At 69.6% G+C, this 24,221-nt stretch carries 17 protein-coding genes; 11 read left to right on the top strand and 6 right to left on the bottom strand.

The genetic code is table 11. From position 1 onward, the window contains the following. The first annotated feature begins 72 nt into the window (after positions 1-72). From acnA to OG295_RS07475, 4 genes are all read left to right on the top strand, one after another. Positions 73-2,802, top strand: coding sequence for an aconitate hydratase AcnA (gene acnA / locus OG295_RS07490; RefSeq protein WP_371676167.1), 2,730 nt, complete (start codon positions 73-75; stop codon positions 2,800-2,802). Positions 2,803-3,110: 308 nt separating this feature from the next. Next, positions 3,111-4,538, top strand: coding sequence for an N-acetylglucosamine/diacetylchitobiose ABC transporter substrate-binding protein (gene ngcE, locus OG295_RS07485; RefSeq protein ID WP_371676166.1), 1,428 nt, complete (start codon positions 3,111-3,113; stop codon positions 4,536-4,538). Positions 4,539-4,563: 25 nt separating this feature from the next. Beyond that, the gene (locus OG295_RS07480; RefSeq protein WP_371676165.1) at positions 4,564-5,508 is read left to right on the top strand and encodes a carbohydrate ABC transporter permease; all 945 of its coding nucleotides are present in this window, start codon (positions 4,564-4,566) and stop codon (positions 5,506-5,508) included. Between the two features lie 12 nt (positions 5,509-5,520). After that, on the top strand, positions 5,521-6,450 hold the full coding sequence (locus OG295_RS07475) for a carbohydrate ABC transporter permease (protein ID WP_371676164.1): 930 nt from the start codon (positions 5,521-5,523) through the stop codon (positions 6,448-6,450). 9 nt (positions 6,451-6,459) lie between these two features. Here OG295_RS07475 and OG295_RS07470 read toward each other — a convergent pair whose 3' ends face one another. Beyond that, a complete protein-coding gene (locus tag OG295_RS07470) occupies positions 6,460-7,185 on the bottom strand; it encodes an MgtC/SapB family protein (RefSeq protein ID WP_371676163.1) in 726 nt (241 codons plus the stop codon). Positions 7,186-7,200: 15 nt separating this feature from the next. Beyond that, on the bottom strand, positions 7,201-9,921 hold the full coding sequence (gene mgtA / locus OG295_RS07465; RefSeq protein ID WP_371676162.1) for a magnesium-translocating P-type ATPase: 2,721 nt from the start codon (positions 9,919-9,921) through the stop codon (positions 7,201-7,203). 556 nt (positions 9,922-10,477) lie between these two features. Between mgtA and OG295_RS07460 the strand changes: the two genes are divergently transcribed. The 6 genes from OG295_RS07460 to OG295_RS07435 all read left to right on the top strand — a co-directional run bounded on the left by OG295_RS07460 (position 10,478) and on the right by OG295_RS07435 (position 19,029). After that, the gene (locus OG295_RS07460; RefSeq protein WP_371676161.1) at positions 10,478-11,692 is read left to right on the top strand and encodes an ROK family protein; all 1,215 of its coding nucleotides are present in this window, start codon (positions 10,478-10,480) and stop codon (positions 11,690-11,692) included. A gap of 118 nt (positions 11,693-11,810) precedes the next feature. Next, entirely contained in the window at positions 11,811-12,923 is a 1,113-nt protein-coding gene (locus tag OG295_RS07455; RefSeq protein WP_371676160.1) for a sugar ABC transporter substrate-binding protein, read from the top strand. Positions 12,924-13,162: 239 nt separating this feature from the next. Next, positions 13,163-13,951 (top strand): ATP-binding cassette domain-containing protein, encoded by a 789-nt coding sequence (locus OG295_RS07450; protein ID WP_266844108.1) that lies wholly within the window; start codon positions 13,163-13,165, stop codon positions 13,949-13,951. Then, positions 13,948-15,258: a sugar ABC transporter permease gene (locus OG295_RS07445; protein ID WP_371676159.1), complete on the top strand. Its 1,311-nt coding sequence runs from the start codon at positions 13,948-13,950 to the stop codon at positions 15,256-15,258. The genes OG295_RS07450 and OG295_RS07445 overlap by 4 nt, the downstream gene beginning before the upstream one ends. Positions 15,259-15,512: 254 nt before the next feature. Further along, a complete protein-coding gene (dxs, locus tag OG295_RS07440) occupies positions 15,513-17,429 on the top strand; it encodes a 1-deoxy-D-xylulose-5-phosphate synthase (RefSeq protein WP_371676158.1) in 1,917 nt (638 codons plus the stop codon). A 97-nt stretch (positions 17,430-17,526) separates the two neighbouring features. Continuing rightward, entirely contained in the window at positions 17,527-19,029 is a 1,503-nt protein-coding gene (locus tag OG295_RS07435; RefSeq protein ID WP_371676157.1) for an amino acid permease, read from the top strand. Here OG295_RS07435 and OG295_RS07430 read toward each other — a convergent pair. Further along, positions 19,026-20,189: an LCP family protein gene (locus OG295_RS07430; RefSeq protein WP_371676156.1), complete on the bottom strand. Its 1,164-nt coding sequence runs from the start codon at positions 20,187-20,189 to the stop codon at positions 19,026-19,028. The two genes, OG295_RS07435 and OG295_RS07430, sit on opposite strands and share 4 nt — an antisense overlap. Positions 20,190-20,322: 133 nt before the next feature. Here OG295_RS07430 and OG295_RS07425 point away from each other — a divergent pair, with 133 nt between their 5' ends. Next, the gene (locus OG295_RS07425) at positions 20,323-21,462 is read left to right on the top strand and encodes a hypothetical protein (RefSeq protein ID WP_371676155.1); all 1,140 of its coding nucleotides are present in this window, start codon (positions 20,323-20,325) and stop codon (positions 21,460-21,462) included. 5 nt (positions 21,463-21,467) lie between these two features. Here the strand turns inward: OG295_RS07425 and OG295_RS07420 are convergent, their stop codons facing one another. From OG295_RS07420 to OG295_RS07410, 3 genes are read right to left on the bottom strand one after another with little or no spacing between them, the layout of a single operon-like run. Next, complete coding sequence (locus OG295_RS07420) at positions 21,468-22,517, bottom strand: hypothetical protein (RefSeq protein WP_371676154.1); 1,050 nt, start codon at positions 22,515-22,517, stop codon at positions 21,468-21,470. Next, positions 22,514-23,431 (bottom strand): N-acetylneuraminate synthase family protein, encoded by a 918-nt coding sequence (locus tag OG295_RS07415; RefSeq protein ID WP_371681128.1) that lies wholly within the window; start codon positions 23,429-23,431, stop codon positions 22,514-22,516. The genes OG295_RS07420 and OG295_RS07415 overlap by 4 nt, the downstream gene beginning before the upstream one ends. A 6-nt stretch (positions 23,432-23,437) precedes the next feature. Then, positions 23,438-24,193, bottom strand: a complete 756-nt coding sequence (locus tag OG295_RS07410; RefSeq protein ID WP_371676153.1) for a cytidylyltransferase domain-containing protein — start codon at positions 24,191-24,193, stop codon at positions 23,438-23,440. Between the last annotated feature and the right edge of the window lie 28 nt (positions 24,194-24,221).

Below are 24,221 nucleotides of genomic sequence, written 5' to 3'. Positions count from 1 at the left end.
ACTGAGCCTTACCTTAGCGGATTGGCCGGAGTGCCTCGCGGCAGGATTGCGGTAATACGCGCGAAATCATGCATGAAGGAGACTGTCGTGTCGGCGAACAGCTTCGACGCCCGCAGCACGCTGCAGGTGGGCGACGAGTCGTACGAGATCTTCCGGCTGGACAAGGTCGAAGGCGCCGCCCGCCTTCCCTACAGCCTGAAGGTCCTTCTGGAGAACCTGCTCCGTACCGAGGACGGCGCGAACATCACCGCCGACCACATCCGGTCGCTCGGCAACTGGGACTCGCAGGCCCAGCCCAGCGAGGAGATCCAGTTCACGCCGGCTCGCGTGATCATGCAGGACTTCACCGGCGTCCCCTGCGTCGTGGACCTCGCCACCATGCGCGAGGCCGTGAAGGCCCTCGGCGGCGACCCGGCGAAGATCAACCCGCTCTCGCCCGCCGAGATGGTCATCGACCACTCGGTCATCGCCGACAAGTTCGGCACGAAGGACGCCTTCGCGCAGAACGTCGAGCTGGAGTACGGCCGCAACAAGGAGCGCTACCAGTTCCTGCGCTGGGGCCAGACCGCCTTCGACGACTTCAAGGTCGTCCCCCCGGGCACCGGCATCGTCCACCAGGTCAACATCGAGCACCTGGCCCGCACCGTCATGGTCCGGGGTGGCCAGGCGTACCCCGACACCCTCGTCGGCACCGACTCGCACACCACCATGGTCAACGGCCTGGGCGTGCTGGGCTGGGGCGTCGGCGGCATCGAGGCCGAGGCCGCGATGCTCGGCCAGCCGGTCTCCATGCTGATCCCGCGCGTCGTCGGCTTCAAGCTGACCGGCGAGCTGCCGACCGGCACCACCGCCACCGACCTCGTGCTGACCATCACCGAGATGCTGCGCAAGCACGGCGTCGTCGGCAAGTTCGTCGAGTTCTACGGTGAGGGCGTCGCCGCCACCTCGCTCGCGAACCGCGCCACCATCGGCAACATGTCGCCGGAGTTCGGCTCCACCGCCGCGATCTTCCCGATCGACGACGAGACGCTGAAGTACCTGCGCCTGACGGGCCGCGACGCCCAGCAGGTCGCCCTGGTCGAGGCGTACGCCAAGGAGCAGGGCCTGTGGCTGGACCCGGCCGCCGAGCCGGACTTCTCCGAGAAGCTGGAGCTCGACCTCTCCATGGTCGTCCCCTCCATCGCCGGCCCGAAGCGCCCGCAGGACCGCATCGTCCTCGCGAACGCCTCCCAGCAGTTCGCCCTGGACGTCCGCAACTACGTGGACGACGCCGACGAGGCGGGCAAGGAGTCCTTCCCGGCCTCCGACGCCCCGGCCTCCGTCAACGGCGTGCCGACCCGCCCGACCCAGGTCACCCTGGCCGACGGCACCTCCTTCGAGATCGACCACGGCGCCGTCACCGTCGCCGCGATCACCTCCTGCACCAACACCTCGAACCCCTACGTCATGGTCGCCGCGGCGCTCGTGGCCAAGAAGGCGGTCGAGAAGGGTCTCGCCCGCAAGCCGTGGGTCAAGACCACCCTGGCCCCGGGCTCGAAGGTCGTCACCGACTACTTCGACAAGGCCGGCCTGACCCCGTACCTCGACAAGATGGGCTTCAACCTCGTCGGGTACGGCTGCACCACCTGCATCGGCAACTCCGGTCCGCTGGACGAGGAGATCTCGAAGGCGATCAACGAGCACGACCTCGCGGTCACCTCGGTCCTCTCGGGCAACCGCAACTTCGAGGGCCGCATCAACCCCGACGTCAAGATGAACTACCTGGCCTCCCCGCCGCTGGTCGTCGCGTACGCCATCGCGGGCTCCATGAAGGTGGACATCACCAAGGACGCCATCGGCACCGACACCGAGGGCAAGCCGGTCTTCCTCGCGGACATCTGGCCCTCCGAGGCCGAGGTCAACGACGTCGTGGCGAACGCCATCGGCGAGGACATGTTCAGCAAGTCCTACCAGGACGTCTTCGCGGGCGACGCCCAGTGGCAGGCGCTGTCGATCCCGACGGGCAACACCTTCGAGTGGGACCCGCAGTCCACCTACGTCCGCAAGCCCCCCTACTTCGAGGGCATGACGATGGAGACCACCCCGGTCTCCGACATCGCCGGCGCCCGCGTGCTGGCGAAGCTGGGCGACTCGGTCACCACCGACCACATCTCCCCGGCGGGTGCGATCAAGGCCGACACCCCGGCAGGCAAGTACCTCACGGAGCACGGCGTCGAGCGCCGCGACTTCAACTCGTACGGTTCCCGCCGCGGCAACCACGAGGTCATGATCCGCGGTACCTTCGCCAACATCCGCCTGCGCAACCAGATCGCGCCGGGCACCGAGGGCGGCTTCACCCGCGACTTCACCGTCGAGGGCGCGCCGGTCGCGTTCATCTACGACGCCTCGCAGAACTACCAGGCCGCCGGCATCCCGCTGGTCATCCTGGCGGGCAAGGAGTACGGCTCGGGCTCGTCCCGCGACTGGGCCGCCAAGGGCACCGCGCTGCTCGGCGTCAAGGCCGTCATCGCCGAGTCCTACGAGCGCATCCACCGCTCCAACCTGATCGGCATGGGCGTCCTGCCCCTGCAGTTCCCCGAGGGCGCCACCGCGGCCTCCCTGGGCCTCACCGGCGAGGAGACCTTCTCCTTCACCGGTGTGGAGGAGCTGAACGCCGGCACCACCCCGCGCACGGTCAAGGTCACCACCGACACCGGTGTGGAGTTCGACGCGGTCGTCCGCATCGACACGCCGGGTGAGGCCGACTACTACCGCAACGGCGGCATCATGCAGTACGTCCTGCGGAACCTCATCCGCGGCTAGGCGCTGCGGCCGCCGACTCGGGCGGCACCGAAGGGCCGTATCCCCGACACGGGGGTACGGCCCTTTCGCTTATTTGGCCGGAAGCCAGGTTTCGGGGAGGTCTCAACTCGGAAAAGCTGACGGACAACCGTGCGCATGATCTTGCTCACATGAACGGAAGTGGACTATACCTGTGCGCGTCCGGCCCACCGCGGCACGAGCGGCTCCGGACCGGGGGACGGGCGGGGACCTGCGGTGCGTCCGCATGCACGGCAACAGCCGTGTTTTCCGGCCTCCTTCACACTTCTGACGAAGGCGAGGACATGAGCATGGGATCCACTGGTGAGGGCCTCGGCCGCCGCGATCTGATCAAGCGCTCGGCCGCACTCGGACTGATCACGGTACCGACGATGAGCTTCCTGTCCGCCTGCGCCTCCGGCGGTGAGGACGGCTCCACCAAGGGCCCGGACAAGGCGCCGGTGACCAAGGAGAACCCCTTCGGCGTCGCCAAGGGCGGCAAGCTCGACGTCGTCGTCTTCAAGGGCGGCTTCGGCGACGACTACGCGAAGGCCTGGGAGGCCGCCTTCGACAAGAAATGGGGCACCACCAGCAGCCACCTGGGCACCCAGGAGATCACCGGAAAGCTGCAGACGCGCTTCAACGGCGGCACCCCGCCGGACGTCGTCGACGACTCCGGCGCCCAGAAGATCAAGCTGGACGTCCTCGCCAAGGGCGGCCAGCTCGCCGACCTCGCCCCGGTGCTCGACGCCCCCTCGCTCGACGACCCCTCCAAGAAGGTCCGGGACACGCTGATCGCGGGCACCGTCGAGCAGGGCATGCAGGGCGGCAAGTTCGTCGCGCTCAACTACGTCTACACGGTGTTCGGCTTCTGGTACTCCGGCAAGCTCTTCAAGGAGAAGGGCTGGACGGCGCCCAAGACCTGGGACGAGTTCCTCGACGTCTGCAAGAAGGCCAAGGACGCCGGCCTCGGCGGCCTCGCCCACCAGGGCAAGTACCCGTACTACATCAACGTCGTCATCATGGACCTGATCGCCAAGAAGGGCGGTCTGGAGGCCATGAAGGCCATCGACAACCTGGAGCCGAACGCCTTCGAGGGCAGCGCCGCCGCCCTCGCCGCGATCGAGGCCGTGTACGAGGTCGTCGAGAAGGACCTGCTGATGCCGGGCACCAACGGCCTCACCCACACGGAGTCGCAGACCGCCTGGAACCAGTACAAGGCGGCCTTCATCCCCTCGGGCTCCTGGCTGGAGAACGAGCAGCTCAAGCAGACCCCCGGCGACTTCGACATGCAGTTCCTGCCGGTGCCGCCGCTGGCCGACAGCAAGCTGTCCTTCGAGGCCATCCGGGCGGGTGCGGGCGAACCCTTCATCGTCCCGGAGAAGGCCGCCAACAAGGCGGGCGGCCTGGAGTTCGTCCGCTCGATGCTCTCCCGCGAGTGGTCCACGCTCTTCGCCCAGCAGGCCAACTCGCTCACCGTGGTCAAGGACGGCGTCGACCCCAACGTCAAACTGCGGCCGGGCACCCAGTCGGCGGTGACGGCGCTCAAGGCGGCCGGGGACAACACCTTCAATTTCCTGTACCCCGACTGGTACAGCGCGATGGACACCGAGATCCAGGACGCGTCCAACGAGCTGATGGCCAAGCGGATCCAGCCAAAGGAGTGGATCAAGCGGGCCCAGGCCGCGGTGGACAAGGCCGCCAAGGACCCGAGCGCCAAGAACAACCACCGCAGCTGACACCGCGTCCCAGGGACGGACACCCATGAGCCAAGTAGCCACGAGCAGACGGCGGGTCGGCTTCATCGCCGGTTTCCTCGTCCTGCCCCTCGCGCTGTACCTGACCTTCGTCATCTGGCCGTACGTCCAGACGTTCGGCTATTCCTTCACCAACTGGTCCGGCCAGTCGCCGACGTTCGGCTTCGTCGGCCTGGACAACTACACGGCCCTGATGAAGGACGAGGTCTTCCTCGGCGCCCTGTGGCACAACCTGCTGCTCCTGCTGTTCGTCCCGGCGCTGACCATCCTGCTCGCCCTCTTCTTCGCCTTCATGGTGAACGTGGGAGGGCGCAGCGGGGCGGGCGGTGTCAGGGGCGTCCGGGGCTCCGCCTTCTACAAGATCGTCTACTTCTTCCCGCAGGTCCTCTCCCTCGCCATCCTTGCGGTTCTGTTCGGCGCCGTGTACCGCAGCGACGAGGGCGGGCTGCTCAACGGCTTCCTCATCCGCCTCGGCCTCGTCGACCCGGCGCACCCGGTCGAATGGCTCAACGAGCCGGACCTGGTGCTCTGGTGCCTGCTGCTCGTGGTCGTCTGGCACGGCGTCGGCTTCTACCTGGTGCTCTTCTCCGCGGCCATGCAGTCCATTCCCAAGGACATCTACGAGGCCGCCCTGCTGGACGGCGCCGGCCGGGCCCAGACCTTCGTCAAGGTCACGCTGCCCCTGCTCTGGGACTCCGTACAGACCTCGGCGGTCTACCTGGGCATTGCCGCGATGGACATGTTCGTCCTGGTGTCGACGATGACCTCCGGCCAGTTCGGCGGAGGGCCGGACCACCACAGCGAGGTCATGGCGACCGTGCTGATGCGCAACTTCCTCTACTTCGGCAAGAGCGGCTACGCCTGCGCCATGGGCGTGGTCATGCTGGTCCTCACCATGATCCTTTCCCTTGTCACGCTGCGCGCCACCCGCCGCGAGCGCATCGAGTTCTGAGCGGGAGACACCATGACCACAGTGATCAAGGCGCCCGGCGAGGCCGCGGCGGAACGGTCCGGGGGCGGCGGCCGCCGGACCGGGGAGGGCCAGAACCGCCGCTCCGACGGCATGGCGCTCAACGTCTTCTCCCACAGCTTCCTGGCCGTCTGGGCGATACTGATCGTCCTGCCGCTGTTCTGGCTGATGCTCGGCTCCTTCAAGACCGACTCCCAGATCGGCGGATCGGCCCTCGGCTGGCCCTCCAACTGGCACCTCGACGCCTTCGCCCGCGCCTGGGACAAGGGCATCGGCGACTACTTCGCCAACACGATGATCGTGATGGTGTTCTCGGTACCGCTGACGATGCTGCTCGGCTCGATGGCCGCGTACGTGCTGGCCCGGTACCCCTTCCGGGGGAACCGCCTCATCTACTACTTCTTCGTCAGCGGGGCCATGTTCCCCGTCTTCCTGGCGCTCGTACCGCTGTTCTTCATGGTCAAGCGGCTCGACATGCTCAACAGCTACCAGGGGCTGGTCCTGGTGTACGTCGCCTACTCGATGCCCTTCACGGTCTTCTTCATGCACTCCTTCTTCCGCACCCTGCCGACGGCGGTGCACGAGGCGGCGGTGATCGACGGGGCCTCCGACACCCGGATCTTCTTCCAGGTGATGCTGCCGATGGCCAAGCCCGGCCTGATCAGCGTCGGGATATTCAATGTCCTGGGGCAGTGGAACCAGTACATCCTGCCCTCCGTGCTGATGCAGCCCCAGAGCGGCTCGGACCCCGAGCGCTACCTGCTCACCCAGGGTCTGATCCAGCTCCAGCAGCAGATGGGGTACGAGACGGACCTGCCGGTGCTGTTCGCCGGCGTGACCATCGCGATCATCCCGATGGTGGTGGTCTACCTGTCCTTCCAGCGCCAGATCCAGGCCGGACTGACCTCCGCCACGCTCAAGTAGGTCCCCTCGTCAGCGTGCGGGATCGGGTACCACCGACCAGCTGACCGCCGAGACCGAGGGGTCGAGGGAGAGGTTGCTGACCGCCTCCTCCAGCGCCCGGCACCCCTCGCCCTCGGCGGTCAGCAGCGCCGACACCGTCACCCGCCCCGGCACCGGGCCGTCCTGGCTGCGGATCTCCCGCAGCTGGTACCCGGGCCGGCCCAGGGCGTCGGCCACCCGGTGGCGGACGTGGGCCTCCTCCGCCTCCAGGCAGACCGCCTCGAAGTGGTAGTCGACGGCCACCTCGGCCCCGCCGCGCGGCTCCCGGTCGAGCCGCCGGCCCAGCGGGCGCAACAGGAGGTTCGCCCCCACCACGCCCGCCGTGCCGAAGGCGGCCAGCACGAACAGGCCCACCCCGGCCAGGCAGCCCACGGCCGCCGAGCACCACAGGGTGGCCGCCGTGTTCAGGCCCCGGACGCTCAGCCCGTCCCGCATGATCACCCCGGCGCCCAGGAAACCGATCCCGGAGACGATCTGGGCGGCGACCCGCGAGCCGTCGTAGTCCACCTCGGAGACCGCGCCGAGGAACCCGTACTGCGAGAGCAGCACGAACAGCGCGGCCCCGCCCGCCACCAGTGCGTTGGTGCGCAGGCCCGCCAACCGGGCCCGCCACTGCCGTTCCAGGCCGATGACCGCCCCGAACCCGAGCGCGGCCGCCAGGTGACCGGCCATCTCCCATTCCGTGAGCAGGGTCATCGGCCCGCCCCCTTCCTACAGCCAGGTCTTGAAGGTGCGGATGTACCAGGTCTTCACCAGCTGGGTGAGCGTGCAGTACGCGAGGAGCACGACGATCAGCCAGGGGAAGTAGCTCGCCGGCAGGGCCACGAAGCCCAGCGAGGGAGCCAGCGGGGAGAAGGGCAGCCAGAGCCCGGTCAGCACCGCGAGGACGGTCATCACCATCACCGGCCAGGAGGCCCGCGACTGGAGGAAGGGGATCTTGCGGGTACGGATCATGTGGACGACCAGCGTCTGCGAGAGCAGGCCCTCGACGAACCAGCCGGACTGGAAGAGCGACTGGGCGGCCTCGTTGTCGGCGGCGAAGACGTTCCACATGATCAGGAACATGGCGATGTCGAAGATCGAGCTGATGGGCCCGATGGTCACCATGAAACGGAAGATGCCCTTGGCGTCCCAGTTCCGCGGCTTGCGCAGGTACTCCTCGTCCATCCGGTCCCACGGGGTGGCCAGCTGGGCGATGTCGTAGACCAGGTTCTGCACCAGCAGCATGATCGCGAGCATCGGCTGGAAGGGGATGAAGGCGCTGGCCACCAGCACCGAGAAGACGTTGCCGAAGTTCGACGAGGCCGTCATCTTGATGTACTTGATGGTGTTGCCGAAGGTGGTCCGGCCCTGGACGACACCCTGCTCCAGGACGGTCAGGTCCTTCTCCAGCAGGATGATGTCCGCCGACTCCTTGGCGATGTCGACGGCGGTGTCGACCGAGATGCCGACGTCGGCGTCGCGCAGCGCCGCCGCGTCGTTGATCCCGTCCCCGAGGAAGCCGACCGTGTGCCCCTCGGCCTGCAGCGCCCGCACGATACGGGCCTTCTGGACGGGGTTGACCTTGGCGAAGACCGTCGTACGGGCGGCCAGCGCGCGCAGCGCCACCTCGTCGAGGCCGTCCAGCTCGGCGCCCGCGACCACGTGGCCCACCTCGATGCCGACGTCGGCGCAGACCCGGGCCGCCACCAGCTCGTTGTCGCCGGTGACCACCTTCACGGCGATGCCCTTGTCGGCCAGGCCGCGCAGGGCCGCGGCCGCGGAGGCCTTCGGCGGGTCGAGGAAGGCGAGGAAGCCGACCAGGGTCAGACCGTCCTCGTCGGCCACGGAGTAGGTGTCGCGCGGGGCGGCGACCGTACGGGTGGCGACGGCCAGGACCCGCAGGCCCCGCCGGTTGTTGTCCTCGGCGATCCGGGTGACGTGCCACCGCAGCTGATCGGTCAGTTCGACCTTCTCGCCGCGGTCCCTCATGTGGGTGCACAGGTCGAGGACCTCCTCGACCGCACCCTTGGTGATCATCACGTGCTCGGCGCGGCCGCCGGCGCCGAGCACGCTGTTGCGGTTCAGGACCACGGACATCCGGCGCCGGGCGAAGTCGAAGGGGATCTCGTCGACCATCGAGAACCGTGCGTCGACGACAACCTCCTCGGCCTCGTCCACGCGGTTGATGACCGCCCGGTCCATCAGGTTCCTCAGGCCGGTCTGGAAGTGGGCGTTGAGGTAGCCGTACTCCAGGACCTCGCCGTCCTCGTTGCCGTGGACGTCCAGGTAGCGGTCCAGGACGATGCGGTCCTCGGTGAGGGTGCCGGTCTTGTCGGTGCACAGGACGTCCATCGCGCCCAGGTTCTGGATCGCGTTGAGCCGCTTGACGACGACCTTCCGCTTGGACATGGCCACCGCGCCGCGCGCCAGGTTGGCGGAGACCACCATCGGCAGCATCTCGGGGGTCAGGCCCACCGCGACGGCGATACCGAAGAGGAAAGCTTCGTTCCAGTCGCCCTTGGTGAAGCCGTTGATCATGAAGACGACGGGGACCATCACCAGCATGAAGCGGATCAGCAGGAAGCTGACCCGGCGCACGCCGTTGTCGAAGTTGGTCTGCGGGCGCTCGCCGACCAGCGAGCCGGCCATCGAGCCGAAGTAGGTGTCGGCGCCGGTGGCGACGACCACGCCGGTCGCGGTGCCGGAGGTGACGGAGGTGCCCATCAGGCAGAGGTTGTCGGCCTCGACCGGGTCGGTGGTGGCGTGCTGGCCGAGGTCCTCGGCGCGGGTGTCGGCCTTGGCCACCGGCAGCGACTCGCCGGAGAGCGCGGCCTGGGAGACCATCAGGTCCTTCGAGGTGAGGATCCGCAGGTCGGCCGGGATCAGATCGCCGGCGGCCAGCTTGACCAGGTCGCCCGGGACCACCTGGTCCATGGGCACCTCGAAGGTGGTGGGGCCCGAGCCGCTGCCGGCCCGGCGCTGCACCGCGCAGGTGGTGGTGACGAGCTTCTTCAGCGCCTCGGCGGCCCGGCCCGAGCGGTACTCCTGCCAGAAGCGCAGCAGCCCGCTGAGCCCCACCATCACGGAGAGGATGATGACGCCGGGGTCCGCGGGATCCTGCCAGAACATGACGGCGGCCAGGAAGACCAGTACGCCGATGAAGGGGTTCCAGAACGCCTTCGCGAGCTGGGCGGACCAGTGCGGGGCGCGCTCGTGGGCGACGGTGTTGGCGCCGTGCCGCTGCAGGCGAAGCGCCGCCTCGTCGTGGGTGAGGCCGTTGTACGAGGTGTCCGCGTCCTGGAGGACCCGGACGACGGGGCGGGAGCTGATGCCGACGAGCCGCTCGCCGACGAGGCGGGTCGCGGCTTCCAGCTCGGAGGCCTTGCGCTCGCGGCGGGAGCGGCCCGGCGGGGCGAGCTTCGTGGGGGAACGAGGGGTGAGCATCGTCATGACGACTACCTCCCTCCACGGTGTCCGGGCGGCGCGGAGCCGGCCGGTCACGTGGAGTGGTCGTGGCGCGGCGCACGGGGGCACGGAAGGCCGCGGATGCGCCGAGGGGCATGGATGACGCAGCCCGTCACGAGGTGCAGGGCATGCGGAAGGAATGAAAGGATGCACGCAGACGGCGGAGCACCGCCGTGCGCGTTCAGGTGGAGGTCAGCTGATCAACGGGTCAGCCGACACGAGCGCTGCAAAGACTTCGATCGGGACTCATCCCGAACACCTCCTTGCGTAGCGCCGTCATCACAGGGCGCCAGGTCCGGCCGGAAAGGCCGCAGAGGACCGGCGCCTCAGCGACCGTAGCACGATCCAGGAGGCCGCTGTTTCCTCCTTTTGGCCACTGGTGTCCGATTCGTGCTGCGTCAGCCTCTTGACGTCCGGATACCCAAAGGCTCGACTTAAGGTTCACAAGTTGGAGAGATGCCGGGGTCTCGGAGCGCGCAGCCGCGACGACCGGCCGGGGGGCGACGGCTGGCCGTCGCTTAAGGGCAGGAGTGGATGAGTCGTGCAGACTCCCGGATCGCAGTCCTCGCTGCATCGCGCGAACCTCGAACGCGTCGTGCGGGCCGTGCGCCTCGCGGGTTCGCTGACCCAGGCGGAGATCGCCCGCACCACCGGACTGTCGGCGGCCACGGTCTCCAACATCGTCCGTGAGCTCAAAGAGGCCGGGACCGTAGAGGTCACGGACACCTCGGCCGGCGGCCGCCGGGCCCGCAGCGTCTCGCTCAGCGGGGACGCGGGCATCGTGATCGGCGTGGACTTCGGCCACACCCACCTGCGGGTGGCCGTCGGCAACCTCGCGCACCAGGTCCTGGCGGAGGAGTCCGAGCCGCTGGACGTGGACGCCTCCTGGGTGGACGGGTTCGACCGGGCGGAGGCGCTGGTCGGCCGCCTGATCGAGGGCGTGGGCGTGGGCCGGGACAAGGTCATCGGCGTCGGGCTCGGCGTCCCCGGTCCCATCGACGTGGAGTCGGGCACCCTGGGGTCGACCGCGATCCTGCCGGGCTGGGCCGGGATCAACCCGCGCCGGGAACTCTCGCAGCGCCTCGGCGTGCCCGTCTACGTGGACAACGACGCGAACCTCGGGGCGCTCGGCGAACTCGTGTGGGGGAGCGGCCGGGGGGTCAAGGACCTGGCGTACATCAAGGTGGCCAGCGGCGTGGGCGCGGGCCTGGTGATCAACGGGCAGATCTACCGGGGACCGGGCGGCACCGCCGGGGAGATCGGGCACATCACCCTGGACGAGTCCGGTCCGGTCTGCCGCTGCGGCAACCGCGGCTGCCTGGAGACCTTCGCCGCCGCCCGCTACGTGCTGCCGCTGCTCCAGGGCAGTCACGGCCCGGAGTTGACGATGGAGCGGGTGGTCGAGCTGGCCCGCGAGGGCGATCCGGGCTGCCGCCGGGTCATCAGTGACGTCGGCCGGCACGTCGGCAGCGGGGTGGCCAGCCTCTGCAACCTCCTGAACCCGAGCAGGGTGGTGCTGGGGGGCTCGCTGGCCGAGGCGGGAGAGCTCGTGCTGGCTCCGATCCGCGAATCCGTGGGGAGGTACGCCATCCCCAGCGCGGCCCGGCAGTTGTCGGTGCTGACGGGGTCGCTGGGCAGCCGTGCGGAAGTGCTCGGCGCGCTGGCCCTCGTACTCAGCGAGATGGGTGATTCGACGCTTTTGGCGGAAAATGGGATCGGAGTGCGCGCTCCCGCGCTCATGTCTTCAGTTAGATAACGGATGGCACCGTTGTCATCTCGTTAAGGATTCACTCCTTGACGGCAAACTCGCGGCCGGGGTTGACTCACACCCACCTCGGCCGCGGTGTTGCGGCCTCGTCAGGGAGGTTCAACCAATGAACACGCGTATGCGCAGAGCCGCCGTAGCCGTCGCCGCCGGTGCCATGGCCGTCTCGCTGGCCGCCTGTGGCAGTGCCAAGGAGGCGGGCGGGGAGAAGAAGGCCTCGGGCGCCGCCGTCGGTGACGCGATCAAGGTCGGTCTGCTCCTGCCGGAGAACCAGACCGCGCGCTACGAGAAGTTCGACAAGCCGCTGATCGAGAAGAAGGTCAAGGACCTGACCGGCGGCAAGGCCGAGGTCGTCTACGCCAACGCCAAGCAGGACGCGACCACGCAGAACTCGCAGGTCGACACGATGATCACCAACAAGGTGAACGTCCTGATCGTCGACGCGGTCGACGCCAAGGCCATCGCGGGCGCGGTCAAGAAGGCCAAGGACGCCGGCATTCCGGTCGTCGCCTACGACCGCCTGGCCGAGGGCCCGATCGACGCCTACACCTCCTTCGACAACGAAGAGGTCGGCAAGGTCCAGGGCAAGGCGCTCCTGGAGGCCCTGGGCGACAAGGCCAAGGACGGCCAGATCGTCATGATGAACGGCTCCGTCACCGACCCGAACGCCGCGCTGTTCAAGAAGGGCGCGCACTCCGTCCTCGACGGCAAGGTGACCATCGGCAAGGAGTACGACACCAAGGAGTGGAAGCCGGAGAACGCCAACACCAACATGGCGGGCGCGCTCTCCGCGCTCGGCAAGGACAAGGTGACCGGCGTCTACTCCGCCAACGACGGCATGGCCGGCGGCATCATCACCGCCCTCAAGGCCGCCGGGCTCTCCCCCCTGCCCCCGGTCACCGGCCAGGACGCCGAACTCGCCGGTGTGCAGCGCATCGTGGCGGGCGAGCAGTTCATGAGCGTCTACAAGCCGTACGCCCCGGAGGCCTCGGCCGCCGCGGAGATGGCCGTCGCCCTCGCCAAGGGCGAGAAGATCGACGGGATCATCAACAACAACATCGACAGCCCGACCACCAAGGCCGTGCCGTCCGTGCTGATCCCGGTCGTCTCGCTCACCAAGAGCAACATCAAGGACACCGTCGTCAAGGACGGCGTCTACACGGTCGAAGAGATCTGCACCGACAAGTACGCGGCCGCCTGCGCCACCCTCGGCCTGAAGTAGGACCGTCCGCCGGGGCTCCCGAGGGGCCCCGAGGAGGTCCTCCGAGGCCCCCCGCGCGAACGCCCGTGTGAAGAAACGTCTCCTCCAGCGAGACGCCCCGCGCCTGCCCGGCGCCCCGCACCTTCATCCCGCCACCCGCGGGGCGCTGGGCAGAAACGATTCACCTTCTTTCCGTGTCCCCCATCCGCCCCGCTCCTGCTCTTTTGCACGACATCCCCGCCGGTCAGGCGGCGAAGGAGATGGTTCATGTGTCCGCTGCGCCCGTGCTGGCGTTGCGAGGGGTTTCGAAGCGGTTCGGCGCCGTTCAGGCCCTGACCGACGTAGAACTCGAAATCCACTCCGGTGAGGTGGTCGCCCTGGTCGGCGACAACGGCGCCGGCAAGTCCACGCTGGTCAAGACGATCGCCGGCGTGCACCCCATCGATGACGGCGTCATCGAGTGGGACGGCCGCCCGGTCTCCATCGGAAAGCCCCACGACGCCCAGAACCTGGGCATCGCGACGGTCTACCAGGACCTCGCGCTGTGCGACAACATCGACGTCGTCGGCAACCTCTTCCTCGGCCGTGAGCTCAAGCGCTTCGGCGTCCTCGACGAGGTGGAGATGGAGCGCCGCGCCCGCGAGCTCCTGACCACCCTGTCCATCCGGATCCCCAGTGTCCGGATCCCCATCGCCTCGCTCTCGGGCGGCCAGCGCCAGACCGTGGCGATCGCCCGTTCGATGCTCGGCGAGCCCCGGCTCGTCATCCTCGACGAGCCCACCGCCGCCCTCGGCGTCGAGCAGACCGCACAGGTCCTCGACCTGGTGGAGCGGCTGCGCGAGCGCGGCCACGCCGTCATCCTCATCAGCCACAACATGGCCGATGTGAAGGCCGTCGCCGACAAGGTGGCGGTGCTGCGGCTGGGCCGCAACAACGGTGTCTTCAACGTCGCCGACACCTCGCAGGAAGAGATCATCTCCGCCATCACCGGGGCCACGGACAACGCCGTGACCCGCCGGGCGGCCCGTACCGGGGAGGCCCGCAAGTGAGCACCCACCAGCCTGCCGCCGATCCCCTCGACAAGGGGACGCAGCAGCACGTCGACCCGGTCAACCCGGCAGCGGCGGCGGACGCCATCCCCGCCGTGGACCCCCGCCTGCTCGTGCGCGAGCAGGGCCTGAGCGGCTACCTCAACGAGTTCGGGCGCAAGCTGAAGGCCGGCGACCTGGGCTCCCTCCCGGTCGTCCTCGGGCTGATCGTCATCTGGAGCATCTTCCAGAGCCTGAACTCGAACTTCCTCTCCCCGGAGAACCTCACCAACATCGCGATCACGATGGTCGCCACCGGCATGATGGCCGTCGGCATCATCTTCGTGCTGCTGCTCGGCGAGATCGACCTCTCCGTCGGATCCGTCAGCGGTGTCTCGGGTGCGATCGTCGCCGTCCTCGCCGTCACCCACGGCGTGAACGAGTGGCTCGCGATCCTCGCCGCCGTCGCCGGCGGCGCCCTCATCGGCGCCATCCACGGCTTCTTCTTCGCCAAGATCGGAGCCCCGGCCTTCGCGGTCACCCTGTCCGGCCTGCTGTTCTGGTCGGGCGCGATGCTGCAGATCCTCGGCAGCAACGGCACCATCAACCTCGACCCCGACGGCGTGGTCGGGCAGCTGACCACGTACTACTTCTCGGACGTGGCGGCCGGTTACGGTCTCGCGGCGCTCGCCGTGGCGGCGTACTTCCTCGCCACCTTCTTCGACAACCGCCGCAGGGAGGCCGCCGGGGTCCCCTCGCGGCCGCTGACCGAGATCCTGCTGCGCACCGGCGTGCTCGCGCTCTTCACCTTCGGGCCCGCCGCCGTGTTCAACCAGTACAAGGGCCTGCCGCTCGCGGTGGTGCTCTTCGTGCTGGCGCTGGTCGGCACGGACTTCCTGCTGCGCCGCACCACCTTCGGCCGCAACGTCTTCGCCCTCGGCGGCAGCGTCGAGGCCTCCCGCCGCGCGGGCATCAACGTGGCCGGGATCCGCATCGCCGTGTTCTCCATCGCCGGCACCTTCGCCGCCGTCGGCGGGCTCTTCTGGGCCTCCAAGATCGCGGCGGCCAACCAGAGCGCCGGCGCCGGTGACCTGCTGATGAACGTCATCGCGGCGGCCGTCATCGGCGGCACCAGCCTCTTCGGCGGCCGGGGCCGGACCTGGAACGCCCTCCTCGGCGTCATGGTCATCACCTCCATCCAGTACGGTCTGGCCCTGGAGGGGATCGCGACGCCCATCCAGTACATGATCACCGGTGCCGTACTGCTGGCCACGGTCGTCATCGACTCGGTGACGCGCAAGACCCAGAAGACCGCAGGACGCGCCTGACCGCGGGCCCCCCGGGGCCACGCGGGACGGTAAGACCCGTCACAGTGCCCGGTGCCACTTCGTGTGGCACCGGGCACCTGTGCGTAGATCGATACGCACGACTGTACGGATATACGCCCGTTTGGGAGGTGTGATTCCCGGATGAGGTGTACAGGTATGACAAAGGTGTGACCCTCGCGGTACCGCCCGATGACCGCCCTCGCGGGCGGAACATTAGACTCGACAGACCAGCAAGCAACTGCAAGGAGGCACGGGTGCTGCTGACCCGCATCAAGGGACCGCGCGATCTGGACCGGCTCGGCCAGGAGGAGCTCAACCAGCTCGCGGCCGAGATCAGGTCCTTCCTCGTCGACGCCGTCTCCAAGACCGGCGGGCACCTCGGCCCCAACCTCGGCGTGGTCGAACTGACGATCGCCCTGCACCGGGTCTTCGAATCGCCCAAGGACAAGGTCCTCTTCGACACCGGCCACCAGGCCTACGTCCACAAGCTGCTCACGGGCCGCCAGGACTTCTCCGACCTGCGCAGCAAGGGCGGCCTGTCCGGTTACCCCTCCCGCGCCGAGTCCGAGCACGACGTGATCGAGAACTCGCACGCCTCCACGGTGCTGGGCTGGGCCGACGGCTTCGCCAAGGCCAACGAGGTGCTCGGCCGCGAGGACCACCACGTCGCCGCCGTCATCGGCGACGGCGCGCTGACGGGCGGCATGGCCTGGGAAGCGCTGAACAACATCGCCGCCGCCAAGGACCGCCCGCTGGTCATCGTCGTCAACGACAACGAGCGTTCGTACGGCCCCACCATCGGCGGCCTCGCGAACCATCTCGCGACCCTGCGCACCACGGACGGCTACGAGCGCTTCCTGGCCCGCGGCAAGGACCTCCTGGAGCGCACCCCGGTCGTCGGGAAGCCGCTGTACGAGACCCTGCACGGCGCCAAGAAGGGCCTCAAGGACTTCATCGCCCCGCAGGGCATGTTCGAGGACCTCGGCCTGAAGTACATCGGCCCCATCGACGGCCACGACATCGAGGCCCTGGAGTCCGCCCTGACGCGCGCCAAGCGCTTCAGCGGCCCGGTCATCGTGCACTGCCTCACTCAGAAGGGACGGGGCTACACCCCGGCCCTGGAGCACGAGGCGGATCGTTTCCACGCGGTCGGCGTGATCCACCCGGACACCGGTCTGCCGGTGAAGACGGCCGCGGCCAGCTGGACCTCCGTCTTCGCCGACGAGATGGTCAAGCTCGGCCACGAGCGCGAGGACATCGTCGGCATCACCGCCGCCATGCTCCACCCGGTCGGACTCCACAAGTTCGCCGAGGCCTTCCCGAACCGCATCTACGACGTGGGCATCGCCGAACAGCACGGCGCCACGTCCGCGGCCGGCCTGGCGAGCGGCGGCGTCCACCCGGTCTTCGCCGTCTACGCGACCTTCCTCAACCGCGCCTTCGACCAGGTCCTGATGGACGTCGCCCTGCACAAGTGCGGGGTCACCTTCGTCCTGGACCGGGCCGGCGTCACCGGTGACGACGGCGCCTCCCACAACGGCATGTGGGACATGTCCATCCTCCAGGTCGTCCCCGGCCTGCGGCTGGCCGCCCCGCGCGACGCCGAGCAGCTGCGCGCGCAGCTGCGCGAGGCCGTCGAGGTCAAGGACGCCCCCACCGTCGTGCGCTACTCCAAGGGCGTCGTCGGACCGGCCGTCCCGGCCGTCGGCAGGATCGGCGGCATGGACGTGCTGCGCGCCCCCGGCGCCGAGGTCACCCGGCCGGACGTACTGCTCGTCTCGGTCGGCGCCCTCGCCCCGATGTGCCTGGAGATCGCCGACCTGCTCGACAAGCAGGGCATCTCGACGACCGTGGTCGACCCCCGCTGGGTGAAGCCGGTGGACGAGGCCATGGCCCCGCTCGCCGAGCGCCACCGCGTGGTCGTCACCGTCGAGGACAACGGCCGTACCGGCGGCGTCGGCGCCGCCGTCGCGCAGGCCCTGCGCGACGCGGGCGTGGACGTGCCGCTGCGCGACTTCGGCATCCCGCAGCGCTTCCTCGACCACGCGCTGCGCAAGGAGATCATGGCCGAGATCGGCCTGACCGCTCCGGACATCGCCCGCCAGGTCACCGGACTCGTGGCGAAGCTGGACGGGCGCTTCGACACCGAGCCGGCCGCCACCGTCGACTAGATCGCCGCGCGGTTGCACGTCACGGGCCGGGAGATCACCCTTGAAGGGGTGGGCCTCCCGGCCCGTTCGTGCGTCGTCACCTTTCGGAGGTGCGTCGGTGAGCAAGGATCTGAACAGCGTCTTCCGCACCAAGACGGTGGAGCAGTCCATCCGCGACACGGAGGAGCCGGAACACGCGCTCCGCAAGTCGCTCTCCGCCTGGGACCTGACGGTCTTCGGTGTGGGCGTCATCATCGGCACCGGCATCTTCGTGCTCACGGGCATCGCAGCCCGCAACAATGCCGGACCCGCCACTGCCCTCGCCTTCGTCGCATCGGGCATCGTCTGCGCTCTCGCAGCGCTCTGCTACGCCGAGTTCGCCTCCACCGTGCCGGTGGCCGGATCGGCGTACACCTTCTCGTACGCCTCGATCGGTGAACTGCCCGCCTGGATCATCGGCTGGGACCTGGTGCTGGAGTTCGCGCTCGGCACCGCCGTCGTGGCGGTCGGCTGGTCCGGGTACGTGCGCCACCTCATGCACACCAACCTCGGCTGGGACCTGCCCAAGACCCTCGCCGGGCCCGACGCCGGAGGAAGCTTCGACCTGCTGGCCTTCCTGCTGGTCCTGGTGCTGACCGTGATCCTGGTCGTCGGGACGAAGCTCTCGGCGCGGATCACCGCGGTCGTGGTGGCCATCAAGGTCTTCGTGGTCCTGCTGGTCATCGTCGCGGGCCTGTTCTTCATCAAGGCCGACAACTACACGCCGTTCATCCCTCCGGCCCAGCCGCAGGAGGCGGGCAACGGCCTGCACGCGCCACTGGTCCAGCTGCTCTTCGGCTACGCGCCCACCAACTTCGGCGTCATGGGCATCTTCACCGCGGCCTCCCTCATCTTCTTCGCCTTCATCGGCTTCGACGTCGTGGCGACCGCCGCCGAAGAGACCAAGAACCCCCAGCGGGACATGCCCCGCGGCATCCTCGGCTCGCTGCTGGTCTGCACCGTGCTGTACGTCGCGGTGACACTGGTGGTCACCGGTATGCAGAAGTACTCGGAGATGTCACCGACGGCGCCACTGGCCGAAGCCTTCAAGTCGGTGGACCAGCCCTTCTTCTCCGGTGCCATCAGTCTCGGGGCGGCGGTCGGTCTGATCACCGTGTGCATGATCCTGCTGCTCGGCCAGACCCGCGTGTTCTTCGCGATGAGCCGTGACGGACTGCTGCCGCGCGTCTTCTCCGTCACCCACCCGAAGTACCGCACCCCCTACCGGGCGACCATCCTGCTCGGCGGGATCATCGCCGTCGTCGCGGGCTTCACCAGCCTGGAGAAGCTCGCGGAACTGGTGAACATCGGCACCCTGTTCGCCTTCGTGCTCGTTGCCCTCGGCGTGATCATCCTGCGCAAGACCCGCCCCGACCTGCACCGGTCCTTCCGCACCCCCTGGGTGCCGGTGATCCCGATCCTGTCGATCGCGGCCTCGCTCTGGCTGATGCTCAACCTGCCTGCCGAGACCTGGATCCGGTTCGTGGTCTGGATGGTCATCGGCATCGTCGTCTACTTCCTCTACGGCCGCGGCCACAGCCGGCTCGGCCGCGGTGAGGACGTACGCGTCGAGCACCGCTAGGGGGCGGGATCCTGGCTCGCGGACGGTGAGGGCGAGGCCTTCGGTTCCTTCGGGGCCTTGCCCGAGCCGCCCTTGGCGGGGGAGTCCTTCGCGGCGGCGGGGATCTTCTGGTCGGTCCGCAGGGCCTCCCACAGCAGGGAGGCCTGCTCCTGTGCGATGACGACCCGGTTCCGGTCCACCTTGTCGTAGTCCACCGGCAGCATGATGGTCTCCATGGTGGACGGGTCCACGCCCTTCATGCTCCGCGCGAAGTCGGACAGCGCGGTGAGCGAGGCCAGATCGGAGTCGGTGGTCAGCGACTTGGTGCCGGCGTCGGCGAGCTTGTAGAGCCGGGCCGGGTTGCCGAGGGCGTCCTGCTTCTTGATCTCGGACAGCATCGCGAGCATGAACTGCTGCTGGAGCCCTATGCGTCCGAGGTCGCTGCCGTCGCCGTACCCGTAGCGGGTACGGACGAACTTCAGCGAGTCCGTGCCGTTGAGGCGGTGTGTGCCCGCGTCCAGCTTCAGACCGCCCTTCGCGCCGCTCATCGGCTGGTCGAGGGTGACGGTGACCCCGCCGAGGGCGTCCACCAGGCCCTTGAACCCTGCGAAGTCCACCTCGACGAAGTGGTCCACGCGGATCCCGGACAACTGCTCCACCGTCTTGACCACGCAGGCCGGACCGGCCACCGAGTAGACGGAGTTGAACATGACCCGGTTCGCCGCCGGAACGTTTCTTCCGTCCTTGTCCTTGCACTCGGGCCGGGAGATGAGGGTGTCGCGCGGGATGCTCACCGCGGTGGCCCTGGCGCGGCCCTCGGGTATGTGCACCAGCATCGCGGTGTCCGAACGGGCCCCGCTGACGTCGCCGTGGTCGAGCTCCCCGTTGGCCCCGGCACGCGAATCGGAGCCGAGGACGAGGACGTTCTGCGCGTTCTCGACGACCTTGGCCGGCCGGTTGTCGGTGCCGATCGCCTTGTCCAGGTCGACGCTTTCGATGTTCCCGTTGAGGTGGCTGTAGAGCCACCATCCCGATCCCGCCCCGCCGAGGACCAGGACGGCCGCCGTCCAGGCCAGCCCGCGCCGGATCCGGGCGGCGCGCGAACGGGCCGGGCGCGGGGCGGGCCCGCCGGACGCGTCGCCCTCGGTCGGGGTCGTCGTGGCGGTGGTGTCTGAGGTCATGCCCGGGACCGGCCTTCCGAACGGGATGCGGGGAATCTCGCGGGCAACAACATAAACGCAGGATCGCGCCAGAAGACCCCCGGGGTATCCTGATTCCGTTCGAATGGTGAAGGGGAAGGGTTGCTGGCGGTCCATGGCGACGCGATCCAGGCGCAATTCGCCCACATCCACCCGCCGCCCCGCCGGACCACCCGCACCGGCCTCCGCGCGTGACTGGAACACCGTCGCACTGGGGCCCGTACGGGGCCGCTGGCTCCTCGCCGGCAAGGACGGACGGCTCACCGCCTACGCGCGCACCGAGGACGGACTGCTGCGCTGGACCGAGCGCGCCCCCGGCGGGCCCGGCTGGAGCGGCCCCGAGCTCTTCCCCGCCGAGGAGCTGACCGACCTCGCCGTGGGCCAAGGCCCCGACGGCTACGCGCACTTCGTGGGCCGGCGAAGGCGCCGCGCCGGGGAGGGCGACCCGGGCGACACCGTCACCTACCACCACGCGGTGCAGTACCAGAGCGGCCGCCCGATGGGCCCCTGGGAATCGCTGGGCACCCTCTACCGCAAGCCCGACATGTCCCACCGCGGCGGCCCGCCGGTCCTCGCCGTGGACGCCCAGGGCGCACCGCACGTGTTCGTGCGCAACGCCGGGCGCGGGGTCCACGTACGGCGCCAGGACAAGAAGGGCGGCTGGGGCGCGTGGGACGACCTGCGCGGCAGCAAGACCTTCGAGGGGGCCTGCGCCGACTCGACCGCCGAGGGCCGCGTCCGGTTCGCCGCCCCGGGCGAGAAGGGCATCTCGCTGTGGGCTCAGAGCGCGCCCGGCGGCCCGCTGGTCAAGGCGGAGGACGTCCCCTGCCTGGCCCAGGACGGCTCGCTCTGCGTCCTGGAGACCTCCCCGGGCCGGGTCACCCACTTCTGGCACGCGGCCGACGGCAGCGGGGTGTTCGGCTACCGCGAGGGCGCCGGGGTGCTGGCCCTCGGCGGCGGACCGGCCTACGGGACCGTCGCCGCCGCCCGCGCGGTGGTCGACGGCTACGACTGCACGGTGCTGGCCCACCGCACCGTCGGCGGGCGCACCGCCCTGGCCGCGTACCCCACGGAGCACGAGGCCGCCGGACTGTGGTGGACCGAGATCGGCGAGGAGTGCCTGGAGTCCCCGGCCCTCGCCGTCGACGCGTACGGCCTGGTCGTCATCGCCTCGATCAGCGCCCGCGGCGAACTGCTGGTCAACCGGCAGAAGGACGGCTCCTCGCTCTCCCTGGGCCGCTGGCAGCGGTTCTGACGCCGTTACGAGGGCGTCCTCGCCCGGTCGCGCGGCTGCGGCGGGATCCGGGCCAGGCCGTGCCGGTCCACCGCCAGGGCGGAGATCCGCCGCAGGAAGTCCACCGAGCGCTCCGCCGTGTCCGGGGTGATCCAGGCGTCGTCCATCTCGCAGAGCTCCACCCGCACCGGCGAACTCCCCAGCACGATCGGGAGGGTGTACGCGACGGTGGACGCGAAGGTCAGCACGGACTGCCCGATCGGCTCGGTCAGCGCGGTCAGTTCCAGCGGCAGTTCGGGATGGACGATCTCCAGGCCCGTGGCCGCGGCGATCCGCTCCAGCTTCTGCGCGCTCTCCCGGCGGTGCGCCAGATAGCGGCCGGCCGCACGGGAGCGGGCGATCCAGCCGACGGCGTCGATGTACAGGTCCTGGTCGACGACCCCGGTCTCCACGAGGGAGCTGCCCGCCAGGTCGGCCCCGGCGCGCACCCGGACGGGACCGAAGGTCTCCCGGCTCCAGGCGTAGTCGTTCGGGCGCACCTCGGTGCCCGGGGGAGCGGAGACGGGCATGCAGGTGAAGAAGACGGCGCGCTCCAGCCCGTCGCGGGCCAGCCAGCGGTTGACGGGGCCGCCCTTGGCGGCGGAAGGCTTGATGTCGCCCTGGTGCCACCGGGTCAGCTGCTGCCCGTACGTCAGCAGGCTGACCAGTTCGGTGGTGGCGGTGCCGTCGTCGACGACGACGACCTCGCGGGCCTTGGAGCGGGGCAGCAGGAGCTGGATGGTGCGGGAGAACAGGTCCCCGATGACCAGCCGCTCGGCTGCCGCCACCGCCCGTCCCAGGCGCATCAGTTCGCCCGCCCGTCCCAGATAGCCCGCGCGGACCTCGTAGCGCCGCCACACCACCTTGGCCTGGGAGGCGAACCGGCACAGCCGGCGGACCTGCGCGCGCGAGCGCGGGTCCGTCGGCTGGAGGACGGCGACGGTGAGGGACGCTGCCTCGCCCGGGTGGACGTGGGCCCACTCCAGGACGTTCAGTAGTTGAGCCGGGCTCTCCACCAGGGCGAGGGTGTCGCTCATGCCGTGGTCGTCACGCCCTCGGCGGGGAGGGGGTTCTGGACGCGGCGGAGCTTCTTCATGGGGCCGAGCTCGGACGCGTAGACCTTCTTGACGCCGTCGCCGAGGGCGGTCTCGATGGTGCGGATGTCGCGCACGAGGCGGGCGAGGCCGCCGGGTTCGACGGAGGCGGCCTGGTCGGAGCCCCACATGGCGCGGTCGAGGGTGATGTGCCGCTCGACGGCGCAGGCGCCCATGGCGACGGCGGCCACCGTGGTCTGCAGGCCGGTCTCGTGGCCGGAGTAGCCGACGGGCACGTTCGGGTAGGCCGCCTCCAGGCTGTTGATGACCCGCAGGTTCAGCTCCTCGGCCCTGGCCGGGTAGGTGGAGGTGGCGTGCAGCAGGACGATGTTCTCGCTGCCGAGCACCTCGACCGCGTGCCGGATCTGCTGCGGGGTGGACATGCCGGTGGACAGGATGACCGTCTTGCCGGTGGCGCGCAGGGCGCGCAGCAGCTCGTCGTCCGTCAGCGAGGCGGAGGCCACCTTGTGGGCGGGGACGTCGAACTTCTCCAGGAAGGTGACGGCCTCGGTGTCCCAGGGGGAGGCGAACCAGGCGATGCCGCGGGCGCGGCAGTGCTCGTCCACGGCGCGGTACTCGTCCTCGCCGAACTCCACGCGGTGGCGGTAGTCGATGTACGTCATCCGGCCCCAGGGGGTGTCGCGCTCGATGTCCCACTGGTCGCGCGGGGTGCATATCTCGGGCGTGCGCTTCTGGAACTTCACCGCGTCACAGCCCGCGTCGGCGGCCGCGTCGATGAGTGCCAGGGCGTTGGCGAGCTCACCGTTGTGGTTGATCCCGATCTCGCCGATCACATAGGTGGGCCGGCCCGTGCCGACCTCCTTGTTCCCGATCCGGCGGATCCGGTTGCTGTGCACCACTGTTCAGAGTTCCTTTCCGAGGTACTGCGAGGGGTCCGGCGACGACGGGGCCGCCGGGGTCTGCTGCGGGTCGAGGAGGGGCGCGAGGGCGCGGGCCCGGTCGAGGTCGCCGGGCTCGTCGATCTCCACGGCCCGTTCCGGGGCGGTGGGGACGAGCTGCGTCCGGCCGAAGAAGCGGTGGCCGTGGCGGCGGAAGCCGTCGGCCCGCATCGCGTAGACGGCCCCCGACTCCAGGTACTCGGGCGTACGGTCCTGGCGGCGCTGGCGGACGGCGCTGTCGTGGTTGACGCCGTGCGCGCGGTGGCCGGGTCCGGCGCCGGGCGCGGCGCTCCAGAGGAAGCCGTGGAAGGGGACGGCGGTGAACGCGGAGTCGGCGCCGTCGCGCACCACCGCGAGGACCGTCTCGTCCACCTCCTCCGCGGTGACGAAGGGGCTGGTGCACTGGACGAAGACCAGGACGTCCACGGGCTCCCCGTGCCGTTCCTCCAGCCGGTCCAGCGCGTGCAGCAGCGCCGATTCGCTGGAGGCCTCGTCGGAGCCCAGCTCGGCGGGCCGCTCGACCACCTCCGCGCCGGCGGCGCGGGCCGCGGCGGCGATCGCCGCGTCGTCGGTGGACACCGCGACCCGGGTCACGTGGACCGCGCCGAGGCAGGCGCGCACGGCGCGGGCGACGAGGGGGACCCCGCCGACCTCGGCGACGTTCTTCCCGGGAATGCCCTTGGAGCCGCCCCGGGCGGGTATGACGGCGGTGACGTTCACAGGGTTCTCTCCGGGGGCCGGTTGGGTG

This window comes from Streptomyces sp. NBC_01276, assembly GCF_041435355.1.
In the GTDB taxonomy this organism is placed as follows: domain Bacteria; phylum Actinomycetota; class Actinomycetes; order Streptomycetales; family Streptomycetaceae; genus Streptomyces.
Note: the sequence above shows the minus strand (reverse complement) of the source record. Positions and strands in the feature narration are given on the sequence as shown.